Origin of the sequence: Paenibacillus sp. XY044, assembly GCF_002257645.1 — a bacterium.
GTDB lineage: Bacteria > Bacillota > Bacilli > Paenibacillales > Paenibacillaceae > Paenibacillus_AQ.
The window spans coordinates 45223-61264 of record NZ_NQMO01000014.1 but is presented as its reverse complement, the minus strand read 5'-3'; the positions used below and the strand labels follow the sequence as shown (position 1 = coordinate 61264).

The 16042-nt window shown below is 55.9% G+C and carries 17 protein-coding genes; 3 read left to right on the top strand and 14 right to left on the bottom strand.

Features of this window, described 5'->3' with window-relative positions:
- The first annotated feature begins 508 nt into the window (after window positions 1–508).
- Window positions 509–964, top strand: coding sequence for a MarR family winged helix-turn-helix transcriptional regulator (locus tag CJP46_RS33315; protein ID WP_179281437.1), 456 nt, complete (start codon window positions 509–511; stop codon window positions 962–964).
- A 166-nt stretch (window positions 965–1130) separates the two neighbouring features.
- Here CJP46_RS33315 and pruA read toward each other — a convergent pair whose 3' ends face one another.
- The 12 genes from pruA to CJP46_RS33260 all read right to left on the bottom strand — a co-directional run bounded on the left by pruA (window position 1131) and on the right by CJP46_RS33260 (window position 11505).
- Window positions 1131–2702, bottom strand: coding sequence for an L-glutamate gamma-semialdehyde dehydrogenase (gene pruA / locus CJP46_RS33310; protein WP_094599918.1), 1572 nt, complete (start codon window positions 2700–2702; stop codon window positions 1131–1133).
- An 18-nt stretch (window positions 2703–2720) separates the two neighbouring features.
- The gene (locus CJP46_RS33305; RefSeq protein WP_094599917.1) at window positions 2721–3635 is read right to left on the bottom strand and encodes a proline dehydrogenase family protein; all 915 of its coding nucleotides are present in this window, start codon (window positions 3633–3635) and stop codon (window positions 2721–2723) included.
- 18 nt (window positions 3636–3653) lie between these two features.
- Window positions 3654–4553: an arginase gene (gene rocF / locus CJP46_RS33300; protein ID WP_094599916.1), complete on the bottom strand. Its 900-nt coding sequence runs from the start codon at window positions 4551–4553 to the stop codon at window positions 3654–3656.
- 6 nt (window positions 4554–4559) lie between these two features.
- Window positions 4560–5765: an ornithine--oxo-acid transaminase gene (rocD, locus tag CJP46_RS33295; protein ID WP_094599915.1), complete on the bottom strand. Its 1206-nt coding sequence runs from the start codon at window positions 5763–5765 to the stop codon at window positions 4560–4562.
- Between the two features lie 278 nt (window positions 5766–6043).
- The gene (locus tag CJP46_RS33290; protein WP_094599914.1) at window positions 6044–6370 is read right to left on the bottom strand and encodes a thioredoxin family protein; all 327 of its coding nucleotides are present in this window, start codon (window positions 6368–6370) and stop codon (window positions 6044–6046) included.
- A gap of 141 nt (window positions 6371–6511) precedes the next feature.
- Complete coding sequence (locus CJP46_RS33285) at window positions 6512–7129, bottom strand: hypothetical protein (RefSeq protein ID WP_094599913.1); 618 nt, start codon at window positions 7127–7129, stop codon at window positions 6512–6514.
- Between the two features lie 319 nt (window positions 7130–7448).
- A complete protein-coding gene (locus tag CJP46_RS33280) occupies window positions 7449–8045 on the bottom strand; it encodes a YdeI/OmpD-associated family protein (RefSeq protein WP_094599912.1) in 597 nt (198 codons plus the stop codon).
- Between the two features lie 46 nt (window positions 8046–8091).
- Entirely contained in the window at window positions 8092–9009 is a 918-nt protein-coding gene (locus CJP46_RS33275; RefSeq protein WP_094599911.1) for an aldo/keto reductase, read from the bottom strand.
- A gap of 43 nt (window positions 9010–9052) precedes the next feature.
- Window positions 9053–9616: a class I SAM-dependent methyltransferase gene (locus CJP46_RS33270; protein WP_179281436.1), complete on the bottom strand. Its 564-nt coding sequence runs from the start codon at window positions 9614–9616 to the stop codon at window positions 9053–9055.
- A 331-nt stretch (window positions 9617–9947) separates the two neighbouring features.
- Window positions 9948–10121: a hypothetical protein gene (locus CJP46_RS36755; RefSeq protein WP_179281435.1), complete on the bottom strand. Its 174-nt coding sequence runs from the start codon at window positions 10119–10121 to the stop codon at window positions 9948–9950.
- 194 nt (window positions 10122–10315) lie between these two features.
- Window positions 10316–11056 (bottom strand): SDR family NAD(P)-dependent oxidoreductase, encoded by a 741-nt coding sequence (locus tag CJP46_RS33265; protein WP_094599909.1) that lies wholly within the window; start codon window positions 11054–11056, stop codon window positions 10316–10318.
- 65 nt (window positions 11057–11121) lie between these two features.
- Entirely contained in the window at window positions 11122–11505 is a 384-nt protein-coding gene (locus tag CJP46_RS33260) for a tautomerase family protein (protein ID WP_094599908.1), read from the bottom strand.
- Window positions 11506–11643: 138 nt separating this feature from the next.
- Between CJP46_RS33260 and CJP46_RS33255 the strand changes: the two genes are divergently transcribed.
- Entirely contained in the window at window positions 11644–12561 is a 918-nt protein-coding gene (locus CJP46_RS33255; protein ID WP_094599907.1) for a LysR family transcriptional regulator, read from the top strand.
- A 158-nt stretch (window positions 12562–12719) separates the two neighbouring features.
- On the opposite strand, the gene CJP46_RS33250 is transcribed toward CJP46_RS33255, so the two are convergent.
- Together CJP46_RS33250 and CJP46_RS33245 are read right to left on the bottom strand one after the other, a co-directional pair.
- On the bottom strand, window positions 12720–13442 hold the full coding sequence (locus tag CJP46_RS33250) for an AAA family ATPase (RefSeq protein ID WP_094599906.1): 723 nt from the start codon (window positions 13440–13442) through the stop codon (window positions 12720–12722).
- A gap of 39 nt (window positions 13443–13481) precedes the next feature.
- Window positions 13482–14822 carry an aminotransferase-like domain-containing protein gene (locus tag CJP46_RS33245; RefSeq protein WP_094599905.1) on the bottom strand — a complete coding sequence of 447 codons (1341 nt, stop codon included), beginning with the start codon at window positions 14820–14822 and terminating at the stop codon, window positions 13482–13484.
- A 139-nt stretch (window positions 14823–14961) separates the two neighbouring features.
- Here CJP46_RS33245 and CJP46_RS33240 point away from each other — a divergent pair, with 139 nt between their 5' ends.
- Window positions 14962–15915, top strand: coding sequence for a DMT family transporter (locus tag CJP46_RS33240; RefSeq protein WP_094599904.1), 954 nt, complete (start codon window positions 14962–14964; stop codon window positions 15913–15915).
- Window positions 15916–16042 lie beyond the last annotated feature (127 nt).

Here is a 16042-nt window from a genome sequence, read left to right as displayed (position 1 = left end):
AGTATATGTTTCGGAGCTTCTGCTTCCTGATCTCGCAAGAAAAACTTTCTCTAGACGCGGTCTGTCTTCTTTGAAGGTACGTCGATAGACGTTTTTCTTACCTTTTTTTGATAGCTTCTTAATTCTGTCCCTGCCGCCTAAAGGAACTTGCAAGGCAATAAAAAAGAGCAGCCGCGTCGCGGCTGCCATAACAATGGAATCCTGAGAGTTATAAAGAGAGTAATCGATGTCGAATTAAGCGAATGAATGGTTGCACATTCGGATCACATAATCCTATCGATTGATAAGTAAGAGCTTATTGGATATAAGCTTACTTTTAATAAGTGCACGGAAAAGTATATATCTTCCACGCGCGGTTTGTCAAGCACATACCGTCCCCATGGAACCCATCCGGCGAATGTTGACGGTATCTTAAAATCAAACTAACATGTCATTAGGACCTATTAAATGCATGAACGGACGTTTCGAGCCTGCCGGCTTGTCCGTTGCCTCCAGGAGGGAGATTAATTTGCATTCTACATCTACAGAATTAGCGACCCGATATTTTGAATTGATGGACAGACTTCCAAGAATCATAGATTATGCCGGTTTGGTTCGCCAGGTGAAGCTAAGTACGACAGAATCGTTCATACTTCAATATTTGCAAAATTTCGGCAGCCAGCGCGGCACGGACATCGTCAAGGTCACCGGCCTGACCACCAGCGCCATTACGCAAATCTGCGACAAGCTGGAGCAGGAAGATCTTATCGTGCGCAGCCGCAGCGAGCAGGACCGCCGGTTTGTCAACATCTCCATTACGGACAAGGGTTCTGCGCTGCTGAAAAAGCTGGCGGAAATGAGCGCGGTCCGGATCGTCGAGACGTTGGGAAATTTGACGGACGAAGAAACCGACCATCTGCTGGACACGATCCGCCAACTCGGCGAACTCATTCAGCTGCAGCGGAATGAGCGGAAGGCACAGTGATCGCCCTCATAAGAGGGACCCGGATCAATAGGTTAGAACCGGGATTGAATGGGCCCTAGCAGCACTGTAACTATCGAAAACAAACCCAATAAAGCACCCTGTATTCACGGCGAACCGCCGGAGATACTGGGTGCTTTGTCATTTGTTCCTGCCATGCGGTGCATGCTCAGGGCAGCTTGCGGGACGTCACCTTCGCCTGGGTGAACAGCAGCAGGTAATCATGTCCGCCCGCTTTCGAGTCGGTCCCGGACATGTTGAAGCCGCCGAAGGGTTGGCCGCCTACGAGCGCGCCGGTACACTTGCGGTTGACGTACAAATTACCGCAGTGCATGCGCTCCTGAGCAGCCGAGATCCGGCTCTCGTCCGTCGAAAAGAACGAGCCGGTCAATCCGAACTCGGTATCGTTATAAATTTCGATCGCTTCCTCCCAATCTCGTGCCGGCACCACTGCGAGCACCGGCCCGAAGATCTCCTCCTGCATGATCCGGCCCTTGACCGGCACATCGGTAAAGACAGCGGGCCGGATATAATACCCGTTTTCCCCGACCTGTTCCCCGCCGGTGACGAGGCTTCCCTCTTCCCTGCCAATCCCAATGTACTCCAGAATTTTGTCCCGCGACTTCTCGTCAATGACCGGTCCGACCGGCGCGTTATCCTCCGCAGGCCCCACCTCCAGCAGGTTGGTCAGCTCCGTCACGCGGGCAAGCACATGATCATAGACAGACTCGACGATAATCGCCCTCGACCCGGCGGAGCACTTCTGCCCTTGGTAGCCAAAGGCCGATACCACGATTGCCTTCGCGGCTGCTTCCAGGTCCGCCGTCTCGTCCACCACGATGCCGTCCTTGCCGCCCATCTCGGCGACGACCCGTTTGATCCAAATCTGCCCCTCGGCCTGCTCCGCAGCCAGCTTGTTGATCCGCAAGCCGACCTCCTTCGAGCCCGTGAAGCTGATGAACCGGGTCTGCGGATGCGTCGTCAGGTAATCGCCGATGACGGCGCCGCTTCCCGGAACAAAGTTGATGACCCCGTCCGGAAATCCGGCTTCCTTCATCAGGTTGAAGAACTGGTAGGCGATGACGGACGTGTTGGATGCCGGTTTGAGCAGGACCGTGTTGCCGGTCACCACTGCGGCCGTCGTCATGCCGGCGCATATGGCCAGCGGAAAATTCCACGGCGGGATGATAACGCCGACCCCTAGCGGGATGTACTGCAGGCGGTTCTCTTCTCCCGGCACCCTCGTCAGCGGCTGATGCAGCGACGTCTCGCTGAGCCGGACGGTCTCCCTGGCGTAATACTCCATAAAATCGATCGCTTCCGCCGTATCCGCATCGGCCTCGGCCCAGTTTTTGCCGGCCTCTACCACCATCCAGGCGGAGAACTCGTGCTTGCGCTGGCGCAGCAGGGAAGCCGCCTTGAGCAGCAGCGCCGCCCGCTCGGTTGCCGTCGTTCTTTTCCAGGTGGTAAAAGACTTCTGCGCCTGCTGCATCGCCTGTTCCGCCAAGTCGGTACCGGCCTGGCTCACCAAGCCGACCACTTCCCGCACATGGCCGGGATTTTGCGAAACCAGCTCCTGCTCCGTGTATACCTCTTTTCCCCCGATCACGACAGGATAACGCCGGCCCACCTGACTTTTGACGGCGGCCAAAGCTTTCAGAAAAGCTTCGCGATGCTCAGGCTGGTTAAAATCGGTGAAAGGCTCGTTTTGAAACGCCGCGCTTCGGGCAAACGAGTTCATGGCTACCTCACTCCTTTTTTACTTAAAGGTATTTTTGAGCACAAACCATACATTGGCCGGCCGTTCCGCGAGCCTGCGCATGAAATATCCGAACCAGTCCATACCGAACGGGACGTATACCCGGAACCGGTAGCCCTCCTCGACAAGCTTCAGCTGCAGTTCCTCGCAGATGCCGTACAGCATCTGAAATTCGAAGCGGGAGCGCGGAATGCCCTCCTCTTCGATGAACCGTTTTGCCTCGCTGAGGATTCGCTCGTCGTGGCTGGCGATCGCCGTATAGCTGCCGGACTGCAGATGCATTTTGATCAAGCGGATCAGGTTGTCGTCCACGTCTTCCTTGCGGGGATACGCGACGCTTGCGGGCTCCTTGTACGCCCCTTTCACCAGGCGAAGATTGACCCTTTGGGCGCCCAGTTCCTTCACATCCTCCTCCGACCGGTACAAATACGATTGGATGACGATGCCCACATTGTCATAACCGCCCCGCAGCTTCTTCAGCATGTCGATCGCCGGCTGGCAGTGGGTATGGTCCTCCATGTCGATCCGCACGAACAATCGGTAGCTCTGTGCCCTGGCCAAAATTCTCCGCATCAGCTCAAAGCACAGGTCCGGGCTCAAATCCAGGCCGAGGGACGTCAGCTTGAGCGACAGGTTGGCCTGCACCTTGGACCGGTGGATCGCATCCAGCGTCTTGAGGCACATGTCGGCCGTCTCGCGCACCTCCTCCTCGCTGCTCGTGAACTCCCCCAGGTAATCGAGGGTGGCCATCCGCCCGCTGGCATTCAGCTTGCGGACGGCGTCGATCGCATGCTCGATCGTCTCGCCCGCAACGAAGCGCCTGGCCCCGAGCCGGAGTCCATACCGTTTGGCCCAGCGGTTCGCCGCCCGGTTTTTGGCCAGCGTCAAAAACAAAGACTTCATGGCTTTCTCCAAGGAGACGCCTCCCTTCGCCTACAAAATCCGGCTGCCGAACAAGGAGCACAGCAGCTCCACCGCCAGCTTCGACGTCTGGTTGTTCCGGTCGAGGCTGGGATTGACCTCCACCATATCCGCGGACGTGACGAGGCCGGACTCGCTCATCAGCTCCATGATCAAATGAGCCTCGCGGTAGCTGAGCCCGCCGCGGACTGGCGTGCCCGTCCCGGGAGCCTCAAACGGATCGACGCTGTCGATGTCGAAGCTGACGTGCAGACCGTCCGTGCCGGTCCCGGCGATCCGCAGCGCCTCCTGCACGACATGCTCGATGCCAAGCCGGTCGATCTCGTACATCGTGAAGCAGGTTATGCCCCGCGAGCGGATCAGCGTCTTCTCGTCCCGGTCCAGATCACGGGCCCCGATGATGACGCAGTTCTCCGGCTTCAGATGGACGGCGCCTGACAGGACTTGCGTCAGCTTCAGCTGCGTCAGGCCGAAGGCGGCTGCCAGGGGAATGCCGTGCATATTGCCGGATGGGCTGGTGATCTCCGTGTTCAAGTCGGAATGGGCGTCCACCCAAATGACGCCCATGTTCGGGTAGCGTCGGCTGAGCCCGGCCAGCGAGCCCATGGCAATGCTGTGGTCTCCCCCAAGAATGAGGGGGACACCGCCGGCCGATGCCGCCGCCGCAGCCTCCCGGGCCAGCTGCGAACAGATCGCCATGACCTGGTCCACATGCTTCATATGCGTGACGGGATAAGGCTTCAAGCTGGAAGGCAGCTGGATCCTCCGCCCGGCGTCCACGTCGTAGCCGAGCTGCTCCAGCTTTTTGACCAGGCCGAACTTCAGGATGCTGTCCGGCCCCTGCTCACTGCCCGGCCGTCCCGCCCCGTAACCGAACGGTACGCTGATAATCGAAATGGTTGGTTGGCCCATACGTTCTCACGCCCTCCCTTGTCCGGTGAATACCTCCCCAATTCGGCTGAGCGCAAATTCAAGTTCTTCTTCGGACAAGATGAGCGGTGGCGCAAACCGGATCGTGGTATCGTGGGTTTCCTTGCATAATAGGCCGATGCGGGCCAGCGCCTCGCAGTAGGGTCTGGCCGGTACGGACAGCTGCAGCCCGATCAACAGGCCGCGCCCGCGGACCGAGACGATATCGGGATGGGAGACCGATGTAAGCTTTTTCATAAATAGGCGTCCAAGCGTTTCGGCGCGCTGCGCCAGCTTCTCCTCCTCCAGCACATCCAGTGCAGCGGCCGCCACCGCCGAAGCCAAAGGATTGCCGCCAAAGGTCGAGCCGTGCGATCCAGGTTCAAACACGTCCATGATCTCCCGGTCTGCCGCGACGGCGGAAATGGGCAGCACGCCCCCGCCAAGAGCTTTGCCCAGGATGTACACGTCCGGAACGACGTTCTCCCAATCGCAGGCAAAACGGCGTCCCGTCCTTCCGAGCCCCGTCTGAATTTCGTCGGCCATCAGCAGGACCTGATGATGGAGGCACAGCTCCTGCACCTTGGATAAATAGCCTTCAGGCGGCATCACGATCCCGGCCTCGCCCTGAATCGGCTCCACGAGAAAAGCCGCCGTGTTCGGTGTAATGGCCTGCTCCAGTGCGGAAGCATCGCCGTAAGGGATGATCTTGAAACCGGGCGTGAACGGCCCGAAATCCTGTTTGTACGCCTCTTCGGAGGAAAATGAGGTGATGCTCAGCGTACGGCCGTGAAAGTTGCCGGCACAGACGATGATCTCGGCCTGATTTTCCGGAATGCCCTTGATCCGGTAGCCCCACCGCCTCGCCATTTTCAGCGCGGTTTCTACCGCTTCGGCGCCCGTGTTCATCGCCAAAATTTTGTCCTTGCCGGTATATGCCGCCAGCTTACTCACGAAAAGTCCGAACGCTTCGCTCTGAAACGCCCGCGATGTAAGGGTAACCTTGCCGGCCTGTTCCTGCAGCGCCTGCATGATTTTAGGGTGCCTGTGACCGTGATTGAGGGCGGAATATGCGCTGAGCATATCCATATAACGATGTCCGTTCAGATCCTCGACCCATACGCCCTCTGCCTTATGAATAACGATCGGCAGCGGATAGTAATTGTTGGCGCTGTGCTCATCCATCATTTGCAGAATCTCGTCTGTCGTTGCCATGGCTGCACATCCTTCTCTTGGCATCGTGTTCTCACCCTATGTGTATTGCTTTCTTTTTCATTTCATGTTTGTAAAAAATCCCGTAACGGGCGCATGCCAAATAACCCGCGCGGCGGGCTTTTGGCTGAGATGCTTATTCGTGATTGATCTGGGGGATTCAGGACGGGGCGACGCTTGAAATTGGTCATTTTCCGAGCTCCAAAAGAAAAAGCACCCTCCAGTTTCACGTTTTGCCGTGAAGCGGGGGTGCTTGGCCTATGGCTTCGGTTCCATGCAAATTAATTCTTGGATTCCAGCGTTTCCAGGTATTCCGAAACTTCGCCAGGCGTTTTAGCGAATTTGCTGTGCAGATGGGCGATTTTTTTCCCGTCCTTGTACACGAGCAGGCTTGGGATGCCGCGCACGTCGTTCTGGGAAGACACGTTCTCCAACTGCTCTACGTCCAGTGCATAAAATTTCTTATCCGGATGCTTGGCCATAATGTCCGGAATAAATTTATCGAGCGTTTTGCAGTCCGGGCACCAGGTTGCGTCATACTTGATCACCGTGATACCGTCCCCTTGAATCAGTTCGTTATATTGGGCTTCCGTTTGAATGCGTTCCATATCCCTATCCCCTTTGTCCATTAGTCGGTTTACAACAGGCCCGGCAGGCTGCCGGACGATAGCGGTGTAAGTGTAACCAAAATCATTACAATTTAGCCGTTACCTGTATTGTATCCGTTTATGAACGATTTTGCAAAGGACTTACATGGAATGCATCTCATGTCCCGTCACCGGGATCTCTCCGGCAGGGACGGCATGGCTGAACAAGGCGGCTGCGCACAGGGTAACGACCGGCAGGATAATATACAGCATCCAAAAGGAAAGCCGGATCGGCATCAGCCCGGGCACCGGACTGCTTCCCTCCGCCCGCTCTTCTTCGTCCGCAGACTCCTGGGCTTTATATTTCTGGTTGTGAATCAAATACATGACCATGGCTGTCATCGCAATAAATAGCGCATCCATAATAAACAGCATGACGTCCCACCGGGCACGGGGAATCATCTCGCCGAGCATGGCTCCGTGCAGTCCTCCCATGATCCCCCCGCCGATACCCTCAATCACCGCCAGCAGATGGAGCGGCTTGCCGACCAAGTAGCCGATCGCAAAGCAAAACAGCACCGACAAGCCGGTGGACAGCACGAGGTCGCCGGCAAACATCATGCCCAGGATGACCCCGATCGTCAAATTGGAGATCAGCCCCGTCGTCATCGCCACCATGTTGCCGGTCATGTTCAAGAGATGCTTCCGGTGAATTTGGACATATCCGATACATACCGCCGTATATACCAAAACCATCAGCACGCTAATATTTAACAGCATGAAGCAAAACCCGCCTTTCCAGTGCCTTTTTCCGATGATATTCAGCTATAAACAGCCTATTCTGAAAGGCGCTTTAATATTCAGGAGGGAAGCGCAGCAGCCGGACATAAAACAGCCAAAGCCTCCGTCATGACGGAGGCTTTGGCTTATCAATGCGACCGAAAAGGCTGAGGCTCACCGCCTGCAAATCGAAAGCACGGTACGAAACTTCGCTCGCTGCGAACGATGATTCGGTGTTTTGCCTCACTCGCCGGAAATTTTAATGATCCGGGTCTGATTTCAAGCTATAGGTTTACTGGCGGGATCGCCGCCTTCCGGATCAAGGATATATCTTTTCTCCTCTTTTCAGCATGTCGATAAACTGGTCGATGCGCTTGGCCCTCGTCTCCGGCTTCTTGGCGCTTTGAACCCGGAATACAATGGCGTATTTGTTCCGGCTGTCCAATGCCGCAAAAAAGGCCGCCGCATCCGGATGCTCCTCGAACTTCTGCTCCAGATCCTCGGGAATTTGCGACCGGCTCTGGGAGGCATAGGCCTGCTCCCACTGGCCTTTTTGCTTGGCTTCCTCGATTGCCGCGAGACCGGCCGGCTTCATCCGCCCTTCCGAGATAAGGCGCTCCGCCTTGTCCTTGTTGATCATGGACCAAATGCTCCTCGGCCCGCGCGGACCGAACCGCTGAATCCAATACGTCTCGTCCCAGGGCTCCTTGCGGCTGTCGATCCAGCCGTAACAGAGAGCCGCCTCCAGCGCTTCGTCGTACGTGATGGACGGGATGCCCGATTGTTTCTTGGCCATCTGCAGCCGAATGCCGTGTGACTCGGCATGGTGTGCCTCCAGCCAATCCTCCCATGCCTGCTGATTTTCAAAAAAGATCACGGGCAGTTCTTCCCGTCCGCCGCCTGTTTTACTGGACATATGTCGGTCTGCACCTCCAACGATCAGGATTTTGCTGAGCTTCTGCCTATTTCCACGCCCGCGGATGCGTGTCCTGAACCATGTCGAGGTCTGCTGCAGCCGCATTGGCCTCGACCTGCTCCGGGCTCTTGCAGCCCGGGATTACGCAGTCCACGGCGGGATGCTGCAGGCACCAGGCCAAGGCCCATTGCGCCATGCCCACGCCTTCGGGCACCTCGGTCCGCTGGATTTCCTCCACCTCGCGGAGACGGGCATCGATGTTATCGCGCTCATGCCGTTTGCGCACGTTATCCTGGAACACGGCGCCGGGCTTGTACTTGCCGCTTAGATAACCGCTGGCCAGCGGCACTCTCGCAAGCACGCCCAGATCCTGCTCGGTACAGGACGGAAAGACGCGCTCTTCCGGTTTCCGGTCCAGCCTGTTGTACACGACCTGAATCGCTTTGGCGTTCAGCTCGGTCGCCCGGGCAGTCTGTTCCAAATTATCGTTGCTGCCGATGGAAATGCCGAGATTGCGGATTTTCCCGGCCTGCACCTTCTTGTCCAACAGTGTCCACAAATCGTCGTTGTTAAATACCTCATCTGATCCCGAGTGGAACTGGTAGAGGTCGATATAATCCGTTTGCAGCGCTTTCAAGGACTCGTCCAGCTGGACGAGAACCTCTTCTGCGGACCAGGCGTTTTCCCAGTGATCATGCCACCGGTGCCCGAATTTCGAAGCCACGACCCAGTCCTCCCGGCGGTCCCGCTTCAGGAAGTTTCCGATGAGGCTCTCGGACAGGTGATGCGGACCATAGCATTCCGCCGTGTCGATCAGGTTGATGCCAAGGTCCTTCGCCTTGAACAAAATGGCGTCCGCCTCCTGCTGGCTAAAATCTTTGCCCCAGTCTCCACCGAACTGCCATGTTCCTACACCGACCACCGATACCTTCAAACCCGTTTTCCCAAGCCGTCTGTATTTCATTCTCAAGCCCACCTCTCTCTAATTGTTTTTCATCATCAGCACACTATTTTTGAAAAACGATGCTGTAATATTTCTCCGACCACGGCTGCCGGCTGAGCACCTTGAGGCCAAGCTCCTCTCCCATGCGGGCCATGTCCGATGAGGAGATGCGGTGATCCGACGGCGGTTCGCTGTCCGGATAAGCCCATTCGATGCAGAGCGCCTTGCCGCCTTTTTTGAGAACGCGCTGTATTTCCTTCATTCCCTGCTCATGCGGTTCGGCAATATGCAGAATGAGGGACAGGATCATCACGTCCACGCTTTCATCTCCGAGCGGAATCTGCTCTGCCGTTCCCTGAATCAGCCGAATGTTCGAAACGCCCCGCTCTTCCGAACGGCTTTTCAGCGTGTCCAGCATCTGCGGATAGGTATCCAGCGCATAGACCGTCCCGGAGGTTCGCGCCGCCGCCGGAAATGTGAAGTAACCGCTGCCGGCGCCCACATCCAATAGATCCTCGTGGCCAGCTAACTCCAGCAGGTCCAGCACCTTCTCCGGGGGGAGCTTCTCCAGGCGTTCAGGGCTTTCCAGCCGCGCGATCAGCGTCGGGTCGTACTCTTCTGCCGCCAATTGCTCATCCTCCTTGTCGGATATCCCCTGTTATGGATATCATCTGTAATTTCTTTCATCCTACCATTTTCAGCCATAGGGACACAATTGCCGGGGCAGCGCATGCCTCGACAAAGAACTTCCATTCAAGCCTTTCCCTATCGCGGGCTCAAGCAACGATCCCAAGGAATGGTAGCGATCCATGTACGGTTGCTCAAACCGGGTAAATGAATTCGACTGCGATCAACCGAAAACAATTTTCGGGGTGGATAAATACTGACGATGCAAACAGCAAAAGGCAGCCTGTTCAGGCTGCCTTACGAAACTTTATGTTGTTCACGCGTAACCAGCGCTAATCCGGGTCCTTCTCGGAATGCTGCATCGAACCCTCATTCTCCGCATCCTGCTGCTCCGCACACCCAAAGCATTTCAACGACTGGTCCTCCAGCACCACGCCATTCAAAAAGCCATTCTCGCAATAAATGTCCCTGCCGCAATCGCGGCATTTGCCGATCCATTCGCGCATAGGGCAATCCCTCCTGATCCCACGGATGTTTTCCGCGGCTGGTGTATTCCGTTTTTTACTAGTCCAGCTAAGATCAGGTTACCTCGAGTGAGTCCTTTGCGCAACGGATATGTTGCGGATGTGCGGCAGATTTTTTAGCTGTGACCGAAAATGCCTCGCTTTTTCGCCGCGTGCTGGCTGCTCTACACCTGCCTCTACATCGTCTGCCCCGCATCCACTGTAATCACCTGACCGGTCAGCGAGTCCTGTTCGACCACGGCACAGATCATCTGAGCAATATCCTCGGGCAAAGAAATCCGGTTCAGCAGCAAGGAGCCTGCCAGCTGCTCCATCTGCTGTTCACGCCCGGCCCACCATCTGGTGGCCACCGCCCCCGGCGCTACGCTGCTCACGCGAATGTCCGGGGCAAGTGAACGGGCGAGCGAGCGGGTCAGCCCGTGCACCGCTGCCTTGGATACGGCATACGGCAGCGATGAGCCGCTGCCCGTTATGCCGGCGATACTCCCCAGATTGACGATGACGCCTTGTTTCTGCTTTTTCATTTCAGGCGCTGCTGCCCGTGCGCAGTAGAACATCCCTTTCACATTGACCTGATACAGCTCATCCCACGCCTCATCGGTCACGGATTCCAGGTCATTCATGGCAATATGCCGGGTAATGCTGGCGTTATTAATCAAAATATCGACCGAACCGAACTCCTGGACGGCTCTGTCCACCATCGCCTGGACCTCCGCTTCCTTTGCCACGTCCGCTTGGACCGCGATGGCCGTGCCGCCGTCCGCTTGAATCGTCCGCACCGCCTCCTCCGCGTCTTCCCGCGACCGTGAATAATTGACGACCACGCGGGCGCCCCGCTTCGCCAGCTCCATCGATACCGCTCTCCCAATTCCGGTGCCTCCGCCCGTGACGATCGCTGTTTTATGCCGAATGTTCATGCCAATCCCTTCTCCTCTCCGCAACTGATTTGTTCAAAGCGCTATTCACTTTCGTTGAAATCCAATCACGGAACCATCTGCGCGATGCCGTTTCCGAACGACCAATTATCCGCCGTATTTTCCGTTAAAATGATCATAACGTCCTGCGGCCGGATGCCCGCCGATTGCTGCAGCCTTTCCGCGATGGCGGCATACAGCGCCTTTTTCTTCGCGAGCGTGCGCCCCTGCTTCAGCGTAATCTGTATAAACATCTGCTGACTGGACCGCTCGACGTTCAAATAGCTGCGATCATACAGCAGTTCCCCTGCCCCATGCCGGGTAATGACCTGAAAATAGTCGTCCTCCGGGACGTCGATCGTGTCCACCATCGCCTGATGAATGGATCGGCTGATGACAGCCAATTTTTCCTCCGAGGGTTCCTGCCCCACATCAATCCGCACAAATGGCATGTTCCATAACCTCCTGTAGCTTCAGTTTCACTTCCTGCCGGCAATGCTATTGTAAGCCCACGATGCTTATTTGTATAATTGAATTAATGAAACAATGAGTTCAAAAATATTGAATCATAGAGCAGGAGGCTGAATTTCATGGACCTGAAAGCCGTTAAAACCTTTCACCGGATCGTCGCCCTTGGCGGCTTTAACCGGGCGGCCGAGGAGCTGAATTACGCCCAGTCCACCGTCACGATGCAAATCCAGAAGCTCGAGGCGGAGCTCGGCGTCCGGTTGATCGAACGGGGCAAAACTTTTCAACTCACCGAAGCGGGCCGCCTTTTTCACGAGCAGAGCGCGCATATCGTCAAGGATGTGGAGCAGCTTCAAGGCACCATGAAGGAGCTGCTGTCGGGGGAAGCAGGCCATCTCCGCCTTGGCGCCGTGGAGCCCGTTGCCAGCTATCGGCTGCCGGAAATCCTCGCTTCTTTTCTGCGCGATTATCCTAATATACGGGTATCCGTGACGATCGCCAACTCGCCACAGCTGAACGAACAGGTGCTGCGGGGAGATCTGGACATGGCTATTTGTTCTCCTCCCCAGCTTGGTGCCGGGCTTTATTATGAACCGCTGCTGACCGAAAATTTTGTCGTCCTCATACCGGAGGATCATCCACTGGCTTCCAAAGAGCTCGTCACGCCCGCCGATCTGAGAGGACACCGCCTGCTGATTACTCAAGCCGACTGTCCTTACCGCAGGAAGCTTGAAATGATCATGCAGGAGCCCGGAGGCCCGCCTATGGATGCGATGGAAATTGGCAGCATGGCTGCGCTGAAGTTTTACGTGCAGAGCGGATTGGGTACGGCCCTTGTGCCGCTGACCGTCCTGCAGCCTGCTCCGGCCGGGACGGTGATCCGTCCCTTCAAGGGCAATGCCGTCAACATCACCTGCGGTTATGTATGCCGGTCGGCCGAATACCCGCCGCGCCTGGCCGCCTCCAAGCTGTATGAGGCGCTGAAGCTGGAACTGCCGCAGACAGAAGAGTCGTACGAGGCTGTGCGGCGGAATGCGTAAGTTTTTGCTTGAGATGCCGATTGCAGCAATATTCATGTTATAGCCAAGGTGCTAAGTACAACATGACCGTATCCACGAACCATGCCTTTTAACAATCGAGCCAGCGCAAAAAAAAGCCCATTTCCTCGAAATGGGCTTTTAACATGGGATCCTCCTCTTCAGTGCCCGTCCTCCTCCTCAAACAGCTCGTTCAGCACGCGCTTGCGGTTTTCAAGAAAACGGCGGGTGATGATATAGTGCATCGTATCTTCATATTGAATCTCTTGGGGAGGATGGACGTCAAAATCGATAATATCCGCATCGGGATATCCGAGCAGGATCGGCGAATGTGTCGCGATGATAAACTGGGCCTCTTTCTCCAAATCCTTGATCACCTTTAGCAGCGCCAGCTGCCGCGCCGGGGATAAAGCCGCCTCGGGCTCGTCCAGCAGGTAGATAGCCTTTTTACCGAACCGGTGCTTAAACAGCGACAAAAAAGCCTCCCCATGCGACTGCTCATGCAGCGACCGCCCCCCGTAATAACGTAAGCTTGCGGGCATGGTGTCCAAATGGCTGGCAAAATGGTAAAACGTCTCCGCTCGCAGGAAAAAACCGTTCGTCACTTTGGGCATCCAAGACAGCCGGATATGGTCGCCAAGCGCCGATTGGGAAGCATCCACCTCATACGCGTTGTTTCTGCTTCCGCCTGCCGTGTTGAATCCGCACCGGTCAGCGATCCCCTCCAGCAGGGTGGATTTGCCCGACCCGTTTTCCCCGACAAAAAAGGTTACGTTCCCCCGAAACGACAGCGACTCCAAATTCCTTAGCGCCGGTATGGAAAAGGGGTACTCATTCCCCTTGGTATGTTCATTGCGCAGAATCGTCAAGCTTCGTAAAAACATCGGTCTCCTCCCTTCAAAATGGCTTCAATATGGTCGGTCCTACCCGATCTCCCGTATCACCTGCTCGATGCCGGTACGGATATCCGGTTCCTTGACGCTGGACACATTCAGCTTGAGCAGCGGCTCTTTCACGAACGAATCGAGGTAACCGGTGTCTGCCGTCTCAACCCGAATGAACTTTTTCTGCAGCCGCTGAATCACCTGACGGGCACGAGCAGCATCCTCCAACTTCAGATAAGTGTGGACACCCAGCTGCCGGGCTGGCTCGTATATAAAACGGGGTGAATGCGCCTCCGCCGCGTGCATCAGGATCGTTTCATGCAGCAGGGCGGATCTACGCCCATAGCAGCTGCGCATCTTTTTGCGGTGTCGCTCGAACATGCCGCTCTTGAGGTACAGCTCCAGGGCTGCTTGGGAAAGCATCGAGCTGTCAATGTCCGCCAGCTTTTTAAATTGGTTGAAATCGTTCCGCAGCACCTCAGGGAGCACGGCCACGCCGATTCGCAGGCCCGGAAAGATGATTTTGGAATAACTCTTTAAATAGACCACATGCTTGGAGTCGTCATACGCATAGATCGGATCCTCTTTGGCATCCTGCTCCAAATCAGCCATGTAGTCGTCCTCGATAATGTAGACGTCGTACTGTGCCGCAAGACGGGCAATGGCCTTTTTCTGCGACCGGTTGTAGGATCCCCCTAACGGATTGTGAAAGCGTGGCACCGTATAGAACCACTTGATCTCCCTAGTCTTAAAAATCCGCTCCAGCTCATCCAAATCGATCCCGTCACCCGACCGCCGGATTCCCTCTGCTTCAATACCGTACGTTTTCAGGTACTCCATTAGCAGCGGATAACACGGCTGTTCCACCAATACCCGGTGCCTGGCGTTCGGAAACGGAATACGCGTCAGCAGCCCCAGCGACTGCTGCACCCCGGACGTAATGAAGATGCTGCGCTGATCCGCAAACACCTGGTAAGAGGCCAGTTGGCGCTGCATTTCGCGAATCAAGGACGGCAGCCCCTGAGGCGTACCGTAAATGAACAAGTCATTGCGGTACATATCGATCGCTTTATTGATGCAGTGCTGAAAATCCAGATACGGAAAAATATCCGGATCCGGGGCGGCTGCCGTAAAATCGATCCACGGATTGCCCGTATTCTGCTTCTTGCCGGACCGCTTCATCACGTAATATCCGCTTTTGGGTGCGGCATAAATCAGATGCTTGTCCTGCAGCTCCTCCAGCGCGCGGATCACCGTGCTTTTGCTGCAAGCATAGCGCTCCGACAGCTCCCGGATGGATGGCAGCTTGTCCCCCTCCTTATAACCGTCACTAGCGATTTGCAGTTCCAAATCGTTGATTAACTCGGAGTATTTATACATATTCGCACCCCCTCTCCCGCCATTCTGTACCGGTACAGATCATGATTAATGTTATTGTAGCACAGCCGTGCTCCCCGTAAAATGAAACCATCAACAGGACCGGTCCTTTAAGCGCGCGCAGTTATTTTGGAGGTCTGACATGATGGATGCTTCTTCGAATCAAAAAGCGGTCGCAGCCGCACTCATTAACGCCTTGATCATCGGATTATCTTTTATTTTCGTAAAAATCGCACTCAGCGTATCGGATCCGCTGGACACGCTCGCCCACCGGTTTACGCTGTCCTTTCTGGCGGCATCGCTGTTCGCCTTTCCCGGACGGGCCCGGCTGAAAGCCGCCATGCCCCGGGCAGCTAAGCTGCTTCCGCTGGCACTTCTCTACCCTTCGCTGTTCTTTGCCTTACAGGCGTTCGGACTGCTGTATGCGCCGTCTTCAGTGGCCGGGATCGTTCAGGCGGTCGTGCCGGTGTTTACGATGATTCTCGCCGCAATCTTCCTGAAGGAGCACACGACACTCGCCCAAAAAATGTTCACCCTGGTGTCGGTAGCGGGTGTGGTCCTCATTTTCGCCGTGCCTGGAGTGAGCATCTCGTCCGCCAGCCTTGGCGGTATCCTGCTGATTCTCCTGTCTGCCCTGTCCATGGCGGGATATAACGCAGGCGCCCGGAGGATGACCAAAACCTGGAGTCCGAAGGAAATGACCTACATCATTACCTTCTTCGGATTTTTGTTTTTCAACGCCGTATCGGTGATCAAGCATATATCCGCGGGGACGCTCAGCCAGTACTTCGTTCCGCTTCAGGAGCCCAAATTTCTGATGGCCATGCTGTATCTTGGCGTTCTGTCCTCCCTGATCACCTCGCTTCTGACCAACTATGCCCTGTCCCGCATGGAGGCTTCCCGCGTCAGTGTCTTCGGCAGCCTCTCCACCGTCGTGACGATCGCCGGCGGCGTGCTGCTGCTGAACGAGCGTCTCGATTGGTACCACTGGGTGGGCGCCGTCCTGATTATCGGCGGCGTGATGGGCGTGAACCTGAAGCGGCGCCCAAGCGTGCAGGCAGATCAGAGCAAGCAGATTGGGGGCTCAAATGGATGATGAGAGATGGCACTTGTTCGCATGATCCTTTGGGGAGTGAAATGGAGGGGTATGTCCTGCTGCGTAGCAAAAACAGCTGCAAAAACCTGCAGCTGTTTTTTCACTATTATTCACGAGCCAATGGATA

What these genes read in the sequence shown, in the direction of transcription:
- CJP46_RS33240 (WP_094599904.1), top strand. Translation starts at nt 14,962, where the DNA reads ATGATGGATGCTTCTTCGAATCAAAAAGCGGTCGCAGCCGCACTCATT.
- CJP46_RS33280 (WP_094599912.1), bottom strand. Translation starts at nt 8,045, where the DNA reads ATGTCCAGTAAAACAGGCGGCGGACGGGAAGAACTGCCCGTGATCTTT.
- CJP46_RS33245 (WP_094599905.1), bottom strand. Translation starts at nt 14,822, where the DNA reads ATGTATAAATACTCCGAGTTAATCAACGATTTGGAACTGCAAATCGCT.
- CJP46_RS33285 (WP_094599913.1), bottom strand. Translation starts at nt 7,129, where the DNA reads ATGCTGTTAAATATTAGCGTGCTGATGGTTTTGGTATATACGGCGGTA.
- CJP46_RS33265 (WP_094599909.1), bottom strand. Translation starts at nt 11,056, where the DNA reads ATGAACATTCGGCATAAAACAGCGATCGTCACGGGCGGAGGCACCGGA.
- CJP46_RS33250 (WP_094599906.1), bottom strand. Translation starts at nt 13,442, where the DNA reads ATGTTTTTACGAAGCTTGACGATTCTGCGCAATGAACATACCAAGGGG.
- pruA (WP_094599918.1), bottom strand. Translation starts at nt 2,702, where the DNA reads ATGAACTCGTTTGCCCGAAGCGCGGCGTTTCAAAACGAGCCTTTCACC.
- CJP46_RS33275 (WP_094599911.1), bottom strand. Translation starts at nt 9,009, where the DNA reads ATGAAATACAGACGGCTTGGGAAAACGGGTTTGAAGGTATCGGTGGTC.
- CJP46_RS33260 (WP_094599908.1), bottom strand. Translation starts at nt 11,505, where the DNA reads ATGCCATTTGTGCGGATTGATGTGGGGCAGGAACCCTCGGAGGAAAAA.
- CJP46_RS36755 (WP_179281435.1), bottom strand. Translation starts at nt 10,121, where the DNA reads ATGCGCGAATGGATCGGCAAATGCCGCGATTGCGGCAGGGACATTTAT.
- rocF (WP_094599916.1), bottom strand. Translation starts at nt 4,553, where the DNA reads ATGGGCCAACCAACCATTTCGATTATCAGCGTACCGTTCGGTTACGGG.
- CJP46_RS33290 (WP_094599914.1), bottom strand. Translation starts at nt 6,370, where the DNA reads ATGGAACGCATTCAAACGGAAGCCCAATATAACGAACTGATTCAAGGG.
- CJP46_RS33255 (WP_094599907.1), top strand. Translation starts at nt 11,644, where the DNA reads ATGGACCTGAAAGCCGTTAAAACCTTTCACCGGATCGTCGCCCTTGGC.
- rocD (WP_094599915.1), bottom strand. Translation starts at nt 5,765, where the DNA reads ATGGCAACGACAGACGAGATTCTGCAAATGATGGATGAGCACAGCGCC.